Annotated in this window: 15 protein-coding genes and 1 tRNA gene; 7 read left to right on the top strand and 9 right to left on the bottom strand. The window is 65.8% G+C overall.

Features of this window, described 5'->3' with window-relative positions:
- The first annotated feature begins 27 nt into the window (after nt 1-27).
- A tRNA-Leu gene (locus tag D9V29_RS04690) sits at nt 28-111 on the top strand.
- A 107-nt stretch (nt 112-218) separates the two neighbouring features.
- Here the strand turns inward: D9V29_RS04690 and D9V29_RS04695 are convergent.
- Nucleotides 219-2,051, bottom strand: a complete 1,833-nt coding sequence (locus D9V29_RS04695; RefSeq protein WP_220699926.1) for a DEAD/DEAH box helicase — start codon at nt 2,049-2,051, stop codon at nt 219-221.
- 122 nt (nt 2,052-2,173) lie between these two features.
- Here D9V29_RS04695 and D9V29_RS04700 point away from each other — a divergent pair, with 122 nt between their 5' ends.
- Nucleotides 2,174-3,001: an SGNH/GDSL hydrolase family protein gene (locus D9V29_RS04700; RefSeq protein ID WP_121672332.1), complete on the top strand. Its 828-nt coding sequence runs from the start codon at nt 2,174-2,176 to the stop codon at nt 2,999-3,001.
- 19 nt (nt 3,002-3,020) lie between these two features.
- Here D9V29_RS04700 and D9V29_RS04705 read toward each other — a convergent pair whose 3' ends face one another.
- On the bottom strand, nt 3,021-4,253 hold the full coding sequence (locus tag D9V29_RS04705; RefSeq protein ID WP_147436221.1) for a D-alanyl-D-alanine carboxypeptidase family protein: 1,233 nt from the start codon (nt 4,251-4,253) through the stop codon (nt 3,021-3,023).
- Nucleotides 4,254-4,288: 35 nt separating this feature from the next.
- Entirely contained in the window at nt 4,289-5,095 is an 807-nt protein-coding gene (locus tag D9V29_RS04710) for a TrmH family RNA methyltransferase (protein WP_121672171.1), read from the bottom strand.
- A gap of 114 nt (nt 5,096-5,209) precedes the next feature.
- Between D9V29_RS04710 and D9V29_RS04715 the strand changes: the two genes are divergently transcribed.
- Nucleotides 5,210-6,058: a Sir2 family NAD-dependent protein deacetylase gene (locus tag D9V29_RS04715; protein WP_229790353.1), complete on the top strand. Its 849-nt coding sequence runs from the start codon at nt 5,210-5,212 to the stop codon at nt 6,056-6,058.
- 30 nt (nt 6,059-6,088) lie between these two features.
- On the opposite strand, the gene D9V29_RS04720 is transcribed toward D9V29_RS04715, so the two are convergent.
- Together D9V29_RS04720 and D9V29_RS04725 are read right to left on the bottom strand one after the other, a co-directional pair.
- Nucleotides 6,089-6,658 carry a hypothetical protein gene (locus D9V29_RS04720; RefSeq protein ID WP_121672172.1) on the bottom strand — a complete coding sequence of 190 codons (570 nt, stop codon included), beginning with the start codon at nt 6,656-6,658 and terminating at the stop codon, nt 6,089-6,091.
- Nucleotides 6,655-7,551, bottom strand: coding sequence for an alpha/beta fold hydrolase (locus tag D9V29_RS04725; protein ID WP_121672173.1), 897 nt, complete (start codon nt 7,549-7,551; stop codon nt 6,655-6,657). Before D9V29_RS04725 ends, D9V29_RS04720 begins: the two co-directional genes overlap by 4 nt.
- 115 nt (nt 7,552-7,666) lie before the next feature.
- On the opposite strand from D9V29_RS04725, the gene treS reads away from it, so the two are divergent.
- Together treS and D9V29_RS04735 are read left to right on the top strand one after the other, a co-directional pair.
- Nucleotides 7,667-9,415 carry a maltose alpha-D-glucosyltransferase gene (gene treS / locus D9V29_RS04730; protein ID WP_121672174.1) on the top strand — a complete coding sequence of 583 codons (1,749 nt, stop codon included), beginning with the start codon at nt 7,667-7,669 and terminating at the stop codon, nt 9,413-9,415.
- A 44-nt stretch (nt 9,416-9,459) separates the two neighbouring features.
- Nucleotides 9,460-10,155, top strand: a complete 696-nt coding sequence (locus D9V29_RS04735; protein ID WP_220699927.1) for an exonuclease domain-containing protein — start codon at nt 9,460-9,462, stop codon at nt 10,153-10,155.
- Nucleotides 10,156-10,709: 554 nt separating this feature from the next.
- Here D9V29_RS04735 and D9V29_RS04740 read toward each other — a convergent pair.
- The 3 genes from D9V29_RS04740 to glgA all read right to left on the bottom strand — a co-directional run bounded on the left by D9V29_RS04740 (nt 10,710) and on the right by glgA (nt 13,096).
- Nucleotides 10,710-10,961 (bottom strand): type B 50S ribosomal protein L31, encoded by a 252-nt coding sequence (locus D9V29_RS04740; protein ID WP_121672176.1) that lies wholly within the window; start codon nt 10,959-10,961, stop codon nt 10,710-10,712.
- Between the two features lie 114 nt (nt 10,962-11,075).
- Nucleotides 11,076-11,858, bottom strand: coding sequence for an ABC transporter ATP-binding protein (locus D9V29_RS04745; RefSeq protein WP_121672177.1), 783 nt, complete (start codon nt 11,856-11,858; stop codon nt 11,076-11,078).
- Between the two features lie 50 nt (nt 11,859-11,908).
- Nucleotides 11,909-13,096: a glycogen synthase gene (glgA, locus tag D9V29_RS04750; protein ID WP_121672178.1), complete on the bottom strand. Its 1,188-nt coding sequence runs from the start codon at nt 13,094-13,096 to the stop codon at nt 11,909-11,911.
- 46 nt (nt 13,097-13,142) lie between these two features.
- Here glgA and D9V29_RS04755 point away from each other — a divergent pair, with 46 nt between their 5' ends.
- Both D9V29_RS04755 and serB read left to right on the top strand, forming a co-directional pair.
- The gene (locus D9V29_RS04755) at nt 13,143-14,387 is read left to right on the top strand and encodes a glucose-1-phosphate adenylyltransferase (protein WP_121672179.1); all 1,245 of its coding nucleotides are present in this window, start codon (nt 13,143-13,145) and stop codon (nt 14,385-14,387) included.
- On the top strand, nt 14,384-15,055 hold the full coding sequence (serB, locus tag D9V29_RS04760; RefSeq protein ID WP_121672180.1) for a phosphoserine phosphatase SerB: 672 nt from the start codon (nt 14,384-14,386) through the stop codon (nt 15,053-15,055). Before D9V29_RS04755 ends, serB begins: the two co-directional genes overlap by 4 nt.
- 16 nt (nt 15,056-15,071) lie before the next feature.
- Here the strand turns inward: serB and D9V29_RS04765 are convergent, their stop codons facing one another.
- Nucleotides 15,072-15,794, bottom strand: a complete 723-nt coding sequence (locus D9V29_RS04765; RefSeq protein WP_121672334.1) for a beta-ketoacyl-ACP reductase — start codon at nt 15,792-15,794, stop codon at nt 15,072-15,074.
- Between the last annotated feature and the right edge of the window lie 87 nt (nt 15,795-15,881).

Genomic DNA, 15,881 nt, shown 5'->3' on the forward strand with positions numbered 1-15,881 from the left:
CGGAAATACCTCGCAGCCGGAACACATGCGCGGGTGGCGGAAATGGCAGACGCGCTAGCTTGAGGTGCTAGTGCCCTTACGGGCGTGGGGGTTCAAGTCCCCCTTCGCGCACACTGTGTTGAGACAGAAGAAGAGCCGGACCAGAAATGGTCCGGCTCTTCTTGGTTAAGCCGCTCAGCCGTTCCACCGGGCCGACCTGCGCGGTCGCGTGATTGCGATCAGCGGCGGCCGCTCATCTTCTTCCGGAGCCACTCGATCCGTGACTGCAACTGGGTGACACTGGCCTGCTGCACCGCGGGACCTCCACACATGCGTCTCAGTTCAGCGTGCACGAGTCCGTGCGGCTGCCCCGTGGACTTCGCGTACAGGCCGACGAGGCTGTTGAGCAGGCTCCGCTGCTCCTTCAGGGTGCGGTACAGCGGAGGTGGAACGTCTGCGGTCTTTTCCGCGGGGATCTGCTGCGCCTTCGTCGATGACCGCTTGGCCTGTCGAGCCTGCCGCTGCGTGAGCAGCTCATGCACCTGCTCGGGTTCGAGGAGCCCGGGAAGCCCGATGAAATCGAGTTCTTCTTCCGTCCCGGGTTCTGCCCACTGGCCGAACTCGTCGCCGTCGTAGACGACCCGGTCGAATGTTGCAGACGAGGACATCGCCTCATACCGGAATTCGTCTCCGAGAGCATCTGAACCCTTCGACTCCCGGTTCGCCTCGGCGACCATCGCGTCCTCGGGGTTCCATATGTCCCCTTCAGCGTCGCCGTCGCTCTTCCTGTCGAGCGCGTGGTCCCGTTCGAGCTCGAGCTGTGAGGCGAGGTTCATCAGGTTGGGAACGTCAGGGAGGAAAACGGATGCTGTCTCGCCGCGGCGACGGGCGCGCACGAACCGACCGATGGCCTGGGCGAAGAACAACGGTGTCGACGCGCTCGTCGCGTACACCCCGACGGCCAGCCGGGGGACGTCGACCCCCTCACTCACCATCCGCACGGCAACCATCCACCGGCTCGTTCCCTGGGAGAATTCGTCGATCCGGTCGGACGACTCCTTCTCGTCGGAGAGGACGACCGTCGGACTTTGCCCGGTGATGTCCGTGAGGATGGCGGCGTACGCCCGCGCGGCGGTCTGGTCGGTGGCGATGACGAGGCCACCGGCATCCGGAATGCTCTGCCGTACCTCGCTGAGTCGACGATCAGCCGCCTGCAGGACCTGGGGAATCCACTCCCCCTTGGGGTCAAGGGCCGTGCGCCACGCCTGCGAGGTGATGTCCTTGGTGTTGCCTTCGCCGAGTCGAGCTTCCATCTCATCGCCGGCGTTGGTCCTCCAGCGCATGTGCCCGGCGTAGACCATGAACATCACCGGCCGGACCACACCGTCGGCGAGGGCGCGGCCGTACCCGTAGTTGTAGTCGGTGAGCGACGTGCGGATGCCCTGCTTGTCCGGGAGATAGGTGACGAACGGGATCGGCGCGGTGTCGGAGCGGAACGGGGTTCCCGTCAGGGACAGGCGGCGCGTGGCCGGTTCGAACGCCTCGCGGATCGCGTCGCCCCAGCTCAGCGCGTCTCCGCCGTGGTGGACCTCGTCGAGAATGACGAGGGTCTTCGACGACGCGGTGATGTCACGGTGGAGTGCTGCTCGGACGGCGACCTGCGCGTATGTGACCACGACGCCGTGGTAGTGCCGTCCGTAGCGTCCAGCGGCGTTGGTGAATGTCGGATCGAGCCGGATGCCCGCTCGGTGTGCAGCATCAGCCCACTGGCGCTTGAGGTGCTCCGTGGGAGCGACGACGGTGATGCGGTCGACGGTACGGCGGGCGAGGAGCTCGGCGGCGAGGCGGAGCGCGAAGGTCGTCTTGCCTGCCCCGGGGGTGGCGGCAGCGAGGAAGTCCTTCGGCTCGGTGGTGAAGTAGGACTCGATCGCTTCCTGCTGCCAGGCGCGGAGCTTTGAGACGGTTCCCCACGCGGCCCGCTCGGGAAACGCCGGGGAGAGATGTTCGGCCGCAGAGGTTCCGATCCGGAGTTCCGGGACGGCATCCTGTGCCGGTTGCTCTCCCGGAAAGATCTCTGTGCTCACTTGACGACAATCTACCCGCTCCCCCGCTGCCGGGCGAACCGAGGGGGTCCCCTGGCGTGGCGAGGACCGGTAGGCTCGCCCGGGGAAAAGGAGGCTCTGTGAACGACAGTATGCTGCATCCGGAAGACGGGCCAGGCGACGACACCGTTCCTGTCAGGCGCCCGCACCCGTGGTCGCGATACGTCGCGCTCGGTGACTCGTTCACCGAAGGAATCGGCGACCCAGAACCCGCGTCACCCGGCGGCCACCGGGGATGGGCCGACCGGGTCGCCGAGGTTCTCGCCCGGGATCTCGACGACTTCGCCTATGCCAACCTCGCCGTCCGCGGCAGGCTCATCAGCAAGATCGTCGACGAGCAGGTCGAGCCTGCGCTTGACCTGCGACCCGACCTCATTTCGATTTCGGCCGGGGGGAACGACGTCATCCGTCCGGGCACGGACCCGGATGCGACCGCCGCCAGGATGGACGAGGCGATCGCCCGGCTCAGCCGCGACCACGCCACCATCGTCCTGTTCACCGGTGTCGATGTGGGATTCTCACCGGTGTTCCGCGGCATCCGTGGAAAGGTGGCGATCTACAACGAGAACATCCGGGCGATCGCGACGAAGTACGACTGCATCGTCGCCGACATGTGGTCACTGACCGACGTGCAGGACAGCCGGATGTGGTCACCTGACCGCCTTCACCTCAACCCACTCGGGCACCACACGGTCGCTCGCATGGTGCTGGCCGCCCTCGCCGTGGAGAACGATCTCGAACCGCTCAAACCCGAGCCGCTTCCGGCGTCGACGTGGCGTCAGGCACGCACGTCGGACCTCGCCTGGGCACGCGAGTACCTCGTGCCCTGGGTGATCCGGCGTATCCGTCACCAGTCCTCGGGCGACTTCATCACGGCGAAACGGCCGCTGGCGGAGAGATACACCCGCAGCGACGGCTGAGAACGGGCCGATCAGCCGATCAGCCGAACGGATTGGCGAGCTTCCAGCCCAGGTCCGCTCCCTCGAGTTCATCCTCGAGCACGAGCGGAACGGCGATGCTCTCGCCTGCGTGGTCGAACGTGACTGACCCGACCGTGCGGCCGTCCTCGCCGGATTCGAGAGCGGATGCCGTCGGGGTCACCGTCACCGGGGCATCCTGCCAGACGAGCACGCTCGCGTCCTCGGCCGCGACAATGTTCGCCGTCGCGCCCCACGGCGCTGTGTAGCTGCCGTAGCTCTCGCCGGCTTCGACGAGCGTCACCTCGTGGAACCCTGCGGTGGTGCTGGCGAGAAGAGCGGTCACCGCTTGGTTGAGCTGCCGGTGGTTGGGCGCTCCGAGGATCACGCCCACGAGCGTGACGGTCTCGCTGCCGACGGTCGCTTCTGCTGCGAAGAGCAGACATGCTCCCGCCACACGGGTCGTGCCGGTCTTCAGCCCGATGACACCGTTGGACCCCAGGAGCTTGTTGGTGTTCTTCACCTCACCGATCACCGGGAGTTCAGCGCTTGTCTGCTGCACCACTTGCGACAACACCGGGTGAGCGAGTGCCAGTTTGCCGATGGCGACCAGGTCGGCGGGGGTGGACCGGCTTCCGCTGCTGAGGCCGCTGGAGTCAGCGAGAGTGGTGCCCGCAAGATCGTGCGCGGAGAGCCAGGCCTGCGCGGCGTCGAGGAACGCCGGCACCGACCCGTATGCCCAGTTGGCGAGAGTGATGCTGTAATTGTTGGCCGACGGCAACATCATGGCCTCGAGCAGCTGGCGTTCGGTGAACACCGAACCGACGGCAACCCTGGCCGCCGACCCGCCCTCGGCGATCGTCTGCGAGTAGATCCGGGCGTCTGCCTCGGTGAGGGTCAGCTCCGGCCCGTCTTCGCCTTCGTCGAGCGGCATCCTGTCGAGGACCACGAGGGCCGTCACCGTCTTGGTGATACTCGCCATCGGAGTGGACTCCTGGGCGCCGAAACCCTCGAGAACCCCATCGGTCCCGATAACGCCGATCGCCCCGGTGCCGAACGACGGCCAGTCGAGCTCGCTGACTGGCTGGCTGATCACTCCCGCGGGTGCCAGTTCGGCGGCGTTCGCCGGGATGGGACGGAGCACCGCGAGAGAGGTATAGCCGAGCAGGAGGAGCACGATGGCAAGGGCGCTGAAGACCGTCACCCGCCGCCGTCGATACACCCGCGAACGATCGGAAGGGAGGGAGCTCTGCACCCGACGATTCTACCGGTGGGAACCTCGAAGGCGGGTCAGGAGCGGCGGAGCGCCCACAGGGCGACGGCGCTCGCCGAGGCCACATTGAGCGAGTCGACGCCGTGGAGCATCGGGATCATGACCGTCGTGTCCGCCGCGTCGAGTGCCTGGCTGCTGAGGCCGTCTCCCTCGGCGCCGAGCGTGATGGCGATCCGCTCCGGCGGATTTGCCGCGAACTCATCCAGTCCGATGGCGCGGTCGTCGAGGGCGAGGGCGGCAACGTGGAAACCGGCTTCGTCGAGGATCCGGCGGGCATCCGGCCACTCGGGCATCCGCGTCCATGGCACCTGCAGGACGGTGCCCATGCTCACCCTGACGCTCCGGCGGTAGAGCGGATCCGCGCACCGCGGTGTGATGAGGACGGCATCGGCTCCGAGGCCGGCGACGGAACGGAAGATGGCGCCGACGTTGGTGTGGTCGACGATGTCCTCGAGGATCACCACGCGCGAGGCATCCGCGAGGAGAGTCGCCATGTCCGGGAGCGCGGGGCGGTGCAGTGCAGCGAGCGCACCCCGGTGCATGTGATAGCCGGTCAGTTTCTCGAGCACGTCGGAGTTCCCGACGTACACCGGGACATCCGGAAATCGGTCGAGCAGGGGCTCGACGTCGGCGAGCCATCGTTCCTGCAGCAGGATCGATCGGGGCTCATGGCCGGCGGCGATGGCCCGGGCGATGACCTTGTGCGACTCAGCGATGTAGAGCCCGCCCTCGGGCTCGCTCACCCGGCGCAGGGCAACGTCCGTTAGACGGGCGTAGTCGGAGAGCCCATCGGCGTCGAGGTCGGAGATCGGGACGATTCGCACGGTGTTTCCTTCTGGTGGTGGCGTACTGTCGAAAGACCGGGCCGCGGCATCCGAAACAAATCGGACATGCGGATTGTTTACTCTCGGGTCAGCACAGGTTTTCGAAAGGCCGACATGACCATGATCACCGGACCGACGCCGGAACTCGACGAACGCGGGCTCGATCGAGCCTACGCCGTCCTGTCCGGCGGTACCTTCGCTGTGCTCACGGGCGCGGGAGTGAGCACAGACTCCGGCATCCCTGACTACCGGGGCGCGGGCGCCCCGAAGCGGACGCCCATGACGGTGACGCAGTTTCTCCGAAATGACGACTCCCACAAACGGTACTGGGCAGGAAGCCACCTCGGCTGGGCACACTTCGACGCAGCGGAACCCAATGCGGGGCACCGGATGCTCGCCACCCTTGAGGAAACGGGTTTCGTGAACGGGGTCGTCACCCAGAACGTGGATGGTCTCCACGTGCGCGCCGGCTCGCGTCGCGTCGTCGACCTGCACGGTTCCATGGACCGGGTCCACTGCCTCCACTGCGGCCAGACGTTCGCGCGGCAGAGTATCGCCGCACGGATCGACAGCGACAATCCCTGGCTGTCGAGACCGGATGCCGTCACGCTCAATCCGGACGGCGACGCCGAGATCACGTCCGTCGAGAGATTCATCGCGCCGGCGTGCTCGGTTTGCGGGGGGCCGTTGAAACCTGATGTCGTCTTCTTCGGTGAGTTCGTGCCGCCGGTCAAGTTCGCCGAAGCGCGCGACATCGTCGGCCAGGCGGACGCCCTCGTGATCGCCGGATCCTCGCTCGTCGTGAATTCCGGCATCCGTCTTCTCGAACACGCGAGGCGAAACAAGCGCCCGATCGTGATCATCAACCGTGGCGAGACGAAGGGTGATTCCCGGGCGACGGTCAAGCTCGATGCCGGGGCCTCCGAGACCCTCGCCGCCCTGGCCGAGCGCCTTCTCGGCTGACCGGTCCGCTGCTTCGTCGGAGCGCTAGTCTCAGTCCCGGGCCAGCTGCTCGATCGCACTGTCGAGCTGAGCGGCAGACTCCCGCCATACCTCCGGTGACACACTCGCTGCGTCTTCCGTGTGCAGCGTGATCACGGGCTGGTCCGTCGCGCTGTCGCCGAGGAGTGTCCGCTGCTGGGCGCGTGACACTCCCACGATGAGGTCGGCCGAGCGCATCATCCAGCTTCTCGTGTACCTGAACCGCCAAGGCCAGGTCCTGATTCGGGACAGCGGGCCGGCACTGTCGTCGACCGCAGGCGTTCCCCCTGCCATGACGAGCCGAAACCGCCGTCCAGTGCCCATCAGCCCGGGGACCGGGGTGAAAACGACATCAGCGCCGATGCTGCTGAGCTTCCTGCCTGCGAGCAGTTCGGCCGGGCTGTACGGAGATCCCAGGAGTTCCCACGGCAACGACGGAAGCAGGTCGAGCGCCGTCGACGGTCCGACGATCATCACGAACGACCGGCGTTCGGCGAGGGCGTGAACGATGCCACGTGACATCCGGCTGAGCTGGTCGTCGGGGTCGTCCGTCACCCAGCGGCAGTCGACGAGAAGCTTCACGCCTTCTCCCCCGCGAGAAAGCCGCGGATCAGTCCGGCTGCTTCGGCGGGAACCTCGTAGTGGATGAGGTGCCCGACTCCGGAGAGGATCTCGAGCTCGGCGTCCGGGAAACGGCGGACGAGCGTGTGCTGGGCGGCAACCGGGGTGATGTCATCCTGATCGGCGGCGATCAGCAGGGTACGGTCGACGATGTCCGACGCGAATTCGCTGACGTCGTTGCCGACGGACGCCTTGAACGCTTCGAGCACGACCGCCCGGTTCCCGAACGCGCTGAAATAGAGGTCGTGCTGGGAATGGATCCAGCGCCGGAGACTCCTGTCCTTCGTTTTCGCCATTGTCACGCTCATCACGCGCACGATCACGCGGTTGCGGAGCAGCGCGAAACCGAGTCGCTCGGGCAGGATCGCGCCCATCTTGTAGTAGAAGACAGCGAGTCTGGTCAGGAAGCCACGGGGCCCGGCGAGTGCGGGTGCAGCGATCGGGTTGACCAGGATCACGAGCGGGGCGCGGAGCGTCGTGCGCGCGAGGGCAGCTGACACCACGATCGAGCCGAAGGAGTGACCGAGGATCACCGGCGGCTCCGGCAACTCGAGGGCAGCGACGAACGCCATCAGCCACGTCGCATAGCCATCGATGTCATGAGGCGTCGACAGCGGCTCCGATTCCCCGAATCCCGGGAGATCAGGACTGAGAATGTGCAGTCCTTCGAGGTGGGCGACGACCGGTTCGAGCCCGTGGTGATCCCCGCGGAAACCGTGAACCATCACGACGGTCGGCCCGGTGCCGCTTGACCCGTACTCCCAGTAGCGCGTGCGGCTGCCGTCGATGTCGACGGAGTGCGCGGCGACGGGGATGCGATCGAGTCTCGCTGAGTACGGGGAGGTGACAGTCATGGGGAATCCCAGTTTAGGCTTTTCGCTCCCGGCAACCGAACCCGGCTCCCCATAGAATCAGGGCAACGACGGCGGGGGTCCACCCCTCGCACCTGCCCCGACGGAATCGATACCAGTGACTTTCACCGCGCCCATTCAGCTCCCCGGTCTCGAGAGAGATCCTCTGTGGTATCGCCGGGCGATTTTCTACGAAGTCATGGTCCGGTCGTTCGTCGACAGCAACGGTGACGGTTCCGGCGATCTCCAGGGGCTCACCACGCGCCTCGACTACCTGCAGTGGCTGGGAGTCGACGCGCTCTGGCTCCCGCCGTTCTTCACCTCTCCCCTGCGCGACGGTGGATACGACGTCTCCGACTACCGCTCGATTCTTCCCGAGTTCGGCACTGTCGAAGAGTTCAAGGATCTGGTGTCCAAGGCCCACGAGCGGAACATGCGAGTCATCATCGACATGCCGCTCAACCACACCTCCGACCAGCACGAGTGGTTCCAGGCGTCGCGCGAAGACCCGGACGGGCCGTACGGCGACTTCTACGTCTGGAGCGACACCGACCAGAAGTACCCCGACATCCGGATCATCTTCACCGACACCGAAGACTCCAACTGGGCGTTCGACCCGGTCCGGCGGCAGTTCTTCTTCCACCGGTTCTTCTCCCACCAGCCGGACCTGAACTTCGAGAACCCGGCCGTGCACGAGGCCATGTTCGACATCGTCCGGTTCTGGCTCGACATGGGAGTCGACGGGTTCCGGCTGGACGCTATTCCGTATCTTTACGAGTCCGACGGCGGCAACGGTGAGGGCGAGCCCGAAACCCACGCGTTCATCAAGAAGCTTCGCGCGATGGTCGACCTGGAGTACCCCGGCCGGATCATGATCGCGGAGGCGAACCAGTGGCCCCGCGAGGTCGCCGCGTTCTTCGGGACCGACGAGGAACCGGAGTGCCACATGGCATTCGACTTCCCGGTGATGCCGAGAATCTTCTACTCCCTGCGGTCGCAGCAGGCAGAAGAGCTTGTGCGGGTGCTCTCGGAAACGACGGATGTTCCGGACTGGGCCGGGTGGGCCGTCTTCCTCCGCAACCACGACGAGCTCACCCTCGAGATGGTCAGCGAGGAATACCGCCAGGCGATGTACGGCTGGTACGCCTACGACCCGCGGATGCGTGCGAACGTCGGTATCCGGCGCCGCCTCGCCCCCCTGCTCGACAACTCGCGTGCCGAACTGGAGCTCGCCCACGCGCTCCTGTTCTCGCTCCCCGGCAGCCCATTCATCTACTACGGCGATGAGATCGGGATGGGCGACAACATCTGGCTCGCCGACCGGGACTCCTCACGCACGCCGATGCAGTGGACGCCGGACCGTAACGCCGGGTTCTCGACGGCAGACCCGGGCAAACTGTACCTTCCCGTCGTTCAGTCGCTCGTGTTCAACTACACCCTCGTCAATGTCGAGTCGCAGCTTGCCCAGTCCCGCTCGCTTCTGCACTGGGTGCGGAACGTCATCCACGTGCGAAAAGGACACCCAGCTTTCGGGCTCGGCACGGTCGAGGTCGTCTCGAACAATCACGAGTCGGTGTTGAGCTTCGTCCGCAGCTACCAGGGCACCGGCGGCCACATCGGCGGCCATATCGGCGACGAGAAAGAAGACATCCTGTGCGTCTTCAGCTTCTCGCATCACCCGATCGCGACGACCATCGTCGCGCCGGACCTCGCCGGGTGCCGGCTGTTCGACCTCTTCGGCGGGGCCGAGTTCCCGTCATTCGACGAGAACGGTGAGGTGACGCTCACCATCGCCGCCCAGAGCTTCTACTGGCTGCACGTTGCGCGACCGACCGACTCTCCCTTCTCACAGCGGCGTCACGCGTGAGCGAGGACCTGTCGGTGGTGCGCTCTAGCGTGAGTCCCGTGGAGATAACTGCAGTAACGCCCTGGTCCGAATCCCTCGCCGTCTTCGATCTCGAGACCACCGGTATCGACGTCGTCACAAGCCGCATCGTCAGCGCAAACGTCGGGCTCCTCGACGGGCGGGGTGAGGTTCTCCGCCGACGGGACTGGCTCGCTGACCCGGGAGTCCCCATCCCCGAGCAGGCGACAGCGGTCCACGGGATCACGACCGAGCGGGCTCGGGCGGAGGGGCGACCCGCGCCGGTCGTCGTCGCCGAGATCGTCGCCGAATTGCGCGGCTACTTCGACGCGGGCATTCCCGTCGTCATCTACAACGCCCCGTACGACCTTTCGCTGCTGTTCCACGAGTCGCTGCGTCATCACGTTGAACCGCTGCTGAGCCCGGCACCGGTGATCGACCCCCTCGTGATCGACAAGGCCGTCGACCGATACCGCAAGGGCAAGCGCACCCTCGTCGCCGCTGCGCTCCACTATGGCGTCGAACTCACCGATGCCCACGACGCCGGCGCAGACGCAATCGCCGCCGGTCGGGTGGCCCAGGCCATCGCACGTACCCATTCCCGGGCGCTCAATGTCGACGCGATCGAGTTGCACCGGCTCCAGGAGGGCTGGTGCCAGGACCAGGCCGACAGCTTCCAGGACTACATGCGGCGCAACCGCGACGCGACGTTCGTGGCAGCGACCGGGTGGCCGGTTCGCTGATCGGAGGCTCCGCGATCCCGCAGCCTCGGTTCGTCGGTTCCTGAGCGGGTCGCCCGGCGACCGCGTCGACGGGATAAGGCGCCGGAGAAGGACCAAGGCGCGAGATAAGGATGCCGCGGGGCGACAGCATCCTTCTCTCGCGGCTTTGTCCTTGTGTCGCGTCGGCGACGAGGGCCAGCGCATCCGCCGCTCGTACGCAGAACAGGAGATCGGAGGGTTCACAGGAGACTTCGGCGGATTCTCTCCTGTAAACCGTGCGATGTCCTGTAACGGTTCGCTGTCTGGCGCTGCCCGGTGCGGGAGAAGGAGAAAGGCGCGGGATAAGGTTGCCGCGGGGCGACAGCATCCTTCTCTCGCGACTTTGTCCTTGTCGCGTCGGCGACGAGGGCCGCGCACCCGCGCTCGTACGCAAAACAGGAGATCGCACGATCCACGGGAGACTTTTGCGATTTCTCTCCTGTCAAGCGTGCAATCTCCTGCCCAACGTGCGCCGCCCGGTGCCGCCGGGCACGAAAAAAGCCCGCGACCGAATGGTCGCGGGCTTTCTCGATGAATTAGTTGCCGAAGCCCTTGAAGCGCTTGTTGAACTTCTCGACACGTCCGGCCGAGTCCATGATGCGCTGCTTGCCCGTGTAGAACGGGTGTGACTCCGAGGAGATCTCAACGTCGATGACGGGGTAGACGTTGCCGTCCTCCCACTCCATGGTCTTCGAGCTTCCCACGGTCGAACGCGTGAGGAACACTGCGCCTGAGGCGAGGTCGCGGAAAACAACCGGCTTGTAGTCGGGGTGGATGTCAGTCTTCATGAGGACTTCCTTGTAAGTTTCGGAGGAATTGTTTCAGTCTCGCCCGCACGCGAAATGCGGCAAGAAAGCAGACGGCCCATTGGACCAGCTACCTACTTTATCAGAGAACGGAGGCTACTTGGCACGCGCGCTGAAGCGCCCGTCGCGTTCGGTCAGTTCGATCGGAAGCCCGAACGTTTCGGAGAGGGTGTCACTTGTGAGCGCCTCTGCCAGCGGCCCGGATGCCGTGACCTTGCCGTCGGCGAGAAGCAGTGCGTGAGTGAACCCGACCGGAACCTCCTCGACGTGGTGGGTGACCATGACGATGGCCGGTGACTCCTCGGACTGGGCGTACCCGCCGAGCAGCTTCACGAGTTCTTCGCGTGCGCCGAGGTCGAGGCTTGCCGCCGGCTCGTCGAGCAGGAGGAGTTCGGGATCTGTCATCACCGAACGGGCGATCTGCACTCGCTTCTGTTCGCCGTCGCTCAGCGTCCCGAACTTGCGGTCAGCGAGGTCTTCGAGGCTCCATTCCGCGAGCACCCGGCGGGCGCGCTTCACGTCGATGTCTTCGTAGTCTTCGTTCCAGCGTCCTGTGACGGAGTACGCGGCCGTCATGACGACGTTGAGCACGCTCTCCTCGAACGGAACACGTCGTGCCATTGCGGTCGACGCGATACCGATCCGAGGGCGAAGCTCGAAGACGTCGACCTTGCCGAGCTCGGAGTCGAGGATCTCGACCGTCCCCGAACTCGGGTGCATGAGTGTCGATGCCAGCTGGAGCACGGTGGTCTTCCCCGCGCCGTTCGGCCCGAGCACCACCCAGCGCTGGTCGTCCTCGACCGTCCAGGACACGGAATCCACGATGGCACGGCCGTTTCGAACGACCGATACGTCACTCAACTGCAAAACGCTCGACATGTTCCTAGCCTATCCGTCGGAAACGGTCGTCCGTGCCGGTGGCGCGCGCGTCAGCGCGCAAGAACCGAGCGATACAGGGCGATGGTCTCGGAGCCGATCCGCTCCCAGCTGAACTCGCGTTCGGCCCGTATCCGTCCGGCGGCGCCCATCGCGGCGGCGGCGTCCTGGTCCGATACGACCGCGGTGAGGGTCGCGGCGAGATCGGCCACGAACGTGTCGGGGTTCACGGGTGTTCCCGTTCCGTCCGTCACCTGCTCGATCGGAACGAGACGCCCGGTGACCGTGTCGTCGACGACCTCGGGGATGCCGCCGGTCGCGGTTCCAACGACGGCGGCACCGCAGGCCATTGCCTCGAGGTTGACGATGCCGAGCGGTTCGTACACCGACGGGCAGACGAAGGTCGTCGCGGCTGTCAGGACGGCGCAAAGCTCCCGCCTCGGCAGCAGTCGGTCGATCCATACCACGCCGGAGCGCTCCTTCTGGAGTTCGCGGACGCCGGCCTCGACTTCGGCCAGGATCTCGGGTGTGTCCGGTGCTCCGGCGCACAGCACGAGCTGCACCTCTGGCGGAAGCAGCGATGCCGCCCGCAGCAGGTACGGGAGGCCCTTCTGGCGGGTGATCCGCCCGACGAAGACGACGCTCGGCCTCGTCGGGTCGATGCCCATCGAGCGAACGAGCTCGTCGTCGTGGACAGGCTTCCACGCGTCGAGGTCGATGCCGTTGTAGATGGTGTGCACGCGGGACTCGTCCAGTGCCGGGTAGCTCCGGAGGATGTCGCGCCGCATGCCGTTGCTGACGGCGATGACGGCATCCGCTGCTTCGAACGCGGTCTTCTCGATCCAGCTCGAGACGCGGTATCCGCCTCCGAGTTGCTCCGCCTTCCACGGCCGCAGCGGTTCCAGGCTGTGTGCGGAGACGATGTGCGGGATGCCGTGGAGCAGCTTCGCGAGATGCCCTGCGCCATTCGCGTACCAGGTGTGGGAGTGAACGAGATCGGCACCCGCAGCGTCCTGCGCCATCAGCAGATCGGTGCCGAGCGTCGTGAGCGCTCCGTTCGCGCCGGCCAGCTCCGAGGGAACCTGGTAGGCGAACGTATCCGCCTCCCCCCGTTCCTCACCGAAGCAGCGAACGGTGACGTCGATCTCCCCCCGCATCGCTGCGACGAGTTCGGCGACGTGAACGCCGGCTCCGCCGTAGATTTCAGGTGGGTATTCCCGGGTAAGAAGATCGACTCGCATGACTCGAACGCTAGTACACCTCTGGGGTTGCCTCTAGTGTTGTGGCATGGTCGCATCGAAGAAGATCTTTGGAATTGTCCTCGCCGGTGGCGAAGGGAAACGCCTGATGCCGCTCACGGCTGACCGGGCAAAACCAGCCGTTCCGTTCGCAGGGCAGTATCGGTTGATCGACTTCGCGCTGTCGAACCTCATTAATTCCGGGCTCACCCAGATCGTCGTGCTGACCCAGTACAAGTCACACAGTCTCGACCGTCACGTGTCTCAGACCTGGCGGCTGTCCGGGCTCCTGAACGCCTACGTTGCATCCGTTCCCGCGCAGCAGCGCCTCGGCAAACGGTGGTTCTCCGGATCGGCGGACGCGATCCTCCAGAGCCTCAACCTCATCCGTGACGAGAAGCCGGACATCGTCGTCGTCGTCGGTGCCGACCACGTGTACCGGATGGACTTCCGCGACATGGTTCAGGCCCACATCGAATCGGGCCGCGGAGCGACGGTTGCGGCCATCCGTCAGCCGATCGAACTGAGCGACCAGTTCGGCGTGATTCAGCTCGACAAGGACGACCCGACGAAGATCTCCGAATTCCTCGAGAAGCCGATCAATGCCGAGGGCCTCGCCGACTCGCCGCAGGAAGTCCTCGCATCGATGGGTAACTACGTCTTCAACACCGACGCGCTCATCGAGGCCGTCATCCGAGACGGCGAGCGGACGGACTCGAACCACGACATGGGCGGGGACATCATCCCCGATTTCGTGAACCGTGGCGATGCCGGCGTGTTCGACCTCAAGAACAACGACGTGCCAGGGTCCACCGACCGCGACCGCTACTACTGGCGCGACGTCGGGACGATCGACTCGTTCTTCGAAGCACACCAGGATCTCATCTCGACCCTGCCGATCTTCAACCTGTACAACAGCGAGTGGCCGATCTTCAGCCAGCAGCTCAACTCTCCCCCGGCCAAATTCGTTCGGGATGCGAAGGGCAACCTGGGCACGGTCATCGACTCGATCGTGTCGCTCGGTTCTCTCATCTCGGGCGCGCACATCGAACGCAGCGTCCTCGGATCGTGGTCGAAGGTCGAGTCAGGGGCAAGCGTCGTCGACTCCGTCCTGTTCGACCGGGTCGATGTCGGGCCGGATGCCACGGTGCGGCGCGCGATCCTCGACAAGGATGTCGTCGTCGAGGCAGGCGCGTCCGTCGGTGTGGATCCCGAACGCGACCGCGCCCGCGGTTTCACCGTGACTGAATCCGGCCTGACGGTGGTCGGCAAGGGGCTGCGCGTTTCCCGATGAGCTCCCCCATCTCGCCGGCGCCTCGAGTGCCGGCCCGGTTCCTTGTCGTGCTCGACGCCGACTCAACACTCATCGAAAACGAAGTCATCGAACTCCTCGCCGATGAAGCGGGAACCCTCGACGTCGTTGCCCGGGTGACCGAGCGTGCCATGCGGGGTGAACTCGACTTCGCCGAGAGCCTGCGCGGCCGTGTCGCCACCCTCGCCGGGCTCCCCGACGCCGTCTTCGCCACGGTGTCCTCACGGATCCGGCCCACCCGTGGCGTGCACGAACTCATCGCAGGCGTCCACGCCGCAGGGGGCATCGTCGGCGTCGTCTCCGGCGGGTTCCACGAACTCCTCGACCCGCTCGCTGCCACCCTCCGCCTCAATGTCTGGCGTGCCAACCGGCTGGAAGTCCAGGACGGACGTCTCACCGGACGCGTGGACGGCCCCATCGTCGATGCGGAAGCGAAAGCATCCGCTCTTCTCGAGTGGGCGGCGGATGCCGGTGTGCCCGTGTCGCGGACCGTCGCGATCGGCGACGGGGCCAACGACCTCAGGATGATGGCGGAGGCGGGGCTCAGCGTCGCTTTCAACGCCAAGCCCGCCGTGCGCGTCGGGGCAGATGTTGTCGTCGAGAACATTGATCTCGCCGACGTGTTGCCGCTGCTCGGACTCAGGGGCTGAGTCAGGCCTCTCCGCGCTAGTGGCCCATCCCGAGTCCACCGTCGACGGGGATGACAGCGCCTGAGATGTATCCGGCGTCGTCGCCGGCGAGCCACGCGACGACCCTCGCGACCTCGGTGGGTGTGGCGAACCGGCCGGCAGGAATGCTCTTCTTGTACTCGGTCTGGGTTGCCTCGGGCAGCTCAGCCGTCATGTCGGTCTCGATGAAGCCCGGTGCGACGACGTTCGCGGTGATTCCGCGCGCGCCGAGTTCGCGGGTGATGGACCTCGCCATGCCGACGAGCCCGGCCTTCGACGCGGAGTAGTTGACTTGGCCGGGACCGCCGTACAGCCCGACGACGCTCGAGATGAGGATGATCCGGCCGAAGCGTGCCTTGAGCATTCCCTTCGACGCCCGCTTCACGACACGGAAGGACCCGCCCAGGTTGGTGTTGACGACACTGTCGAAGTCGTCTTCGCTCATCCGCATGAGGAGGGTGTCGCGCGTGATTCCGGCGTTCGCGACGACGACCTCGACCGGCCCGTGCTCCGCTTCGATCTCGGTGAACGCGGCGTCGATCGAGGCTGCGTCCGTGACATCCGCCCGTACGGTGAGGCTCCCTGTCGGGCCTTCTCCCGATCGAGCCGTCACAGCAACGCGGTGCCCGAGAGCGACGAACTCCTCCGCGATGGCGAAACCGATTCCCCGGTTTCCTCCCGTCACGAGTACGGTGCGCGGAGTGAAGTCAGAGTGGGGCATGTCGGCCTTCCGGTGGTGATGGAAATCCCAGTGGTTCGACGTCACGCAAGTGGATCGTCAACCCGGCTGGAGGTACGAAAACAAGCG

The sequence above is a fragment of the Mycetocola manganoxydans genome (genome assembly GCF_003667545.1).
Lineage (GTDB): Bacteria > Actinomycetota > Actinomycetes > Actinomycetales > Microbacteriaceae > Mycetocola_A > Mycetocola_A manganoxydans.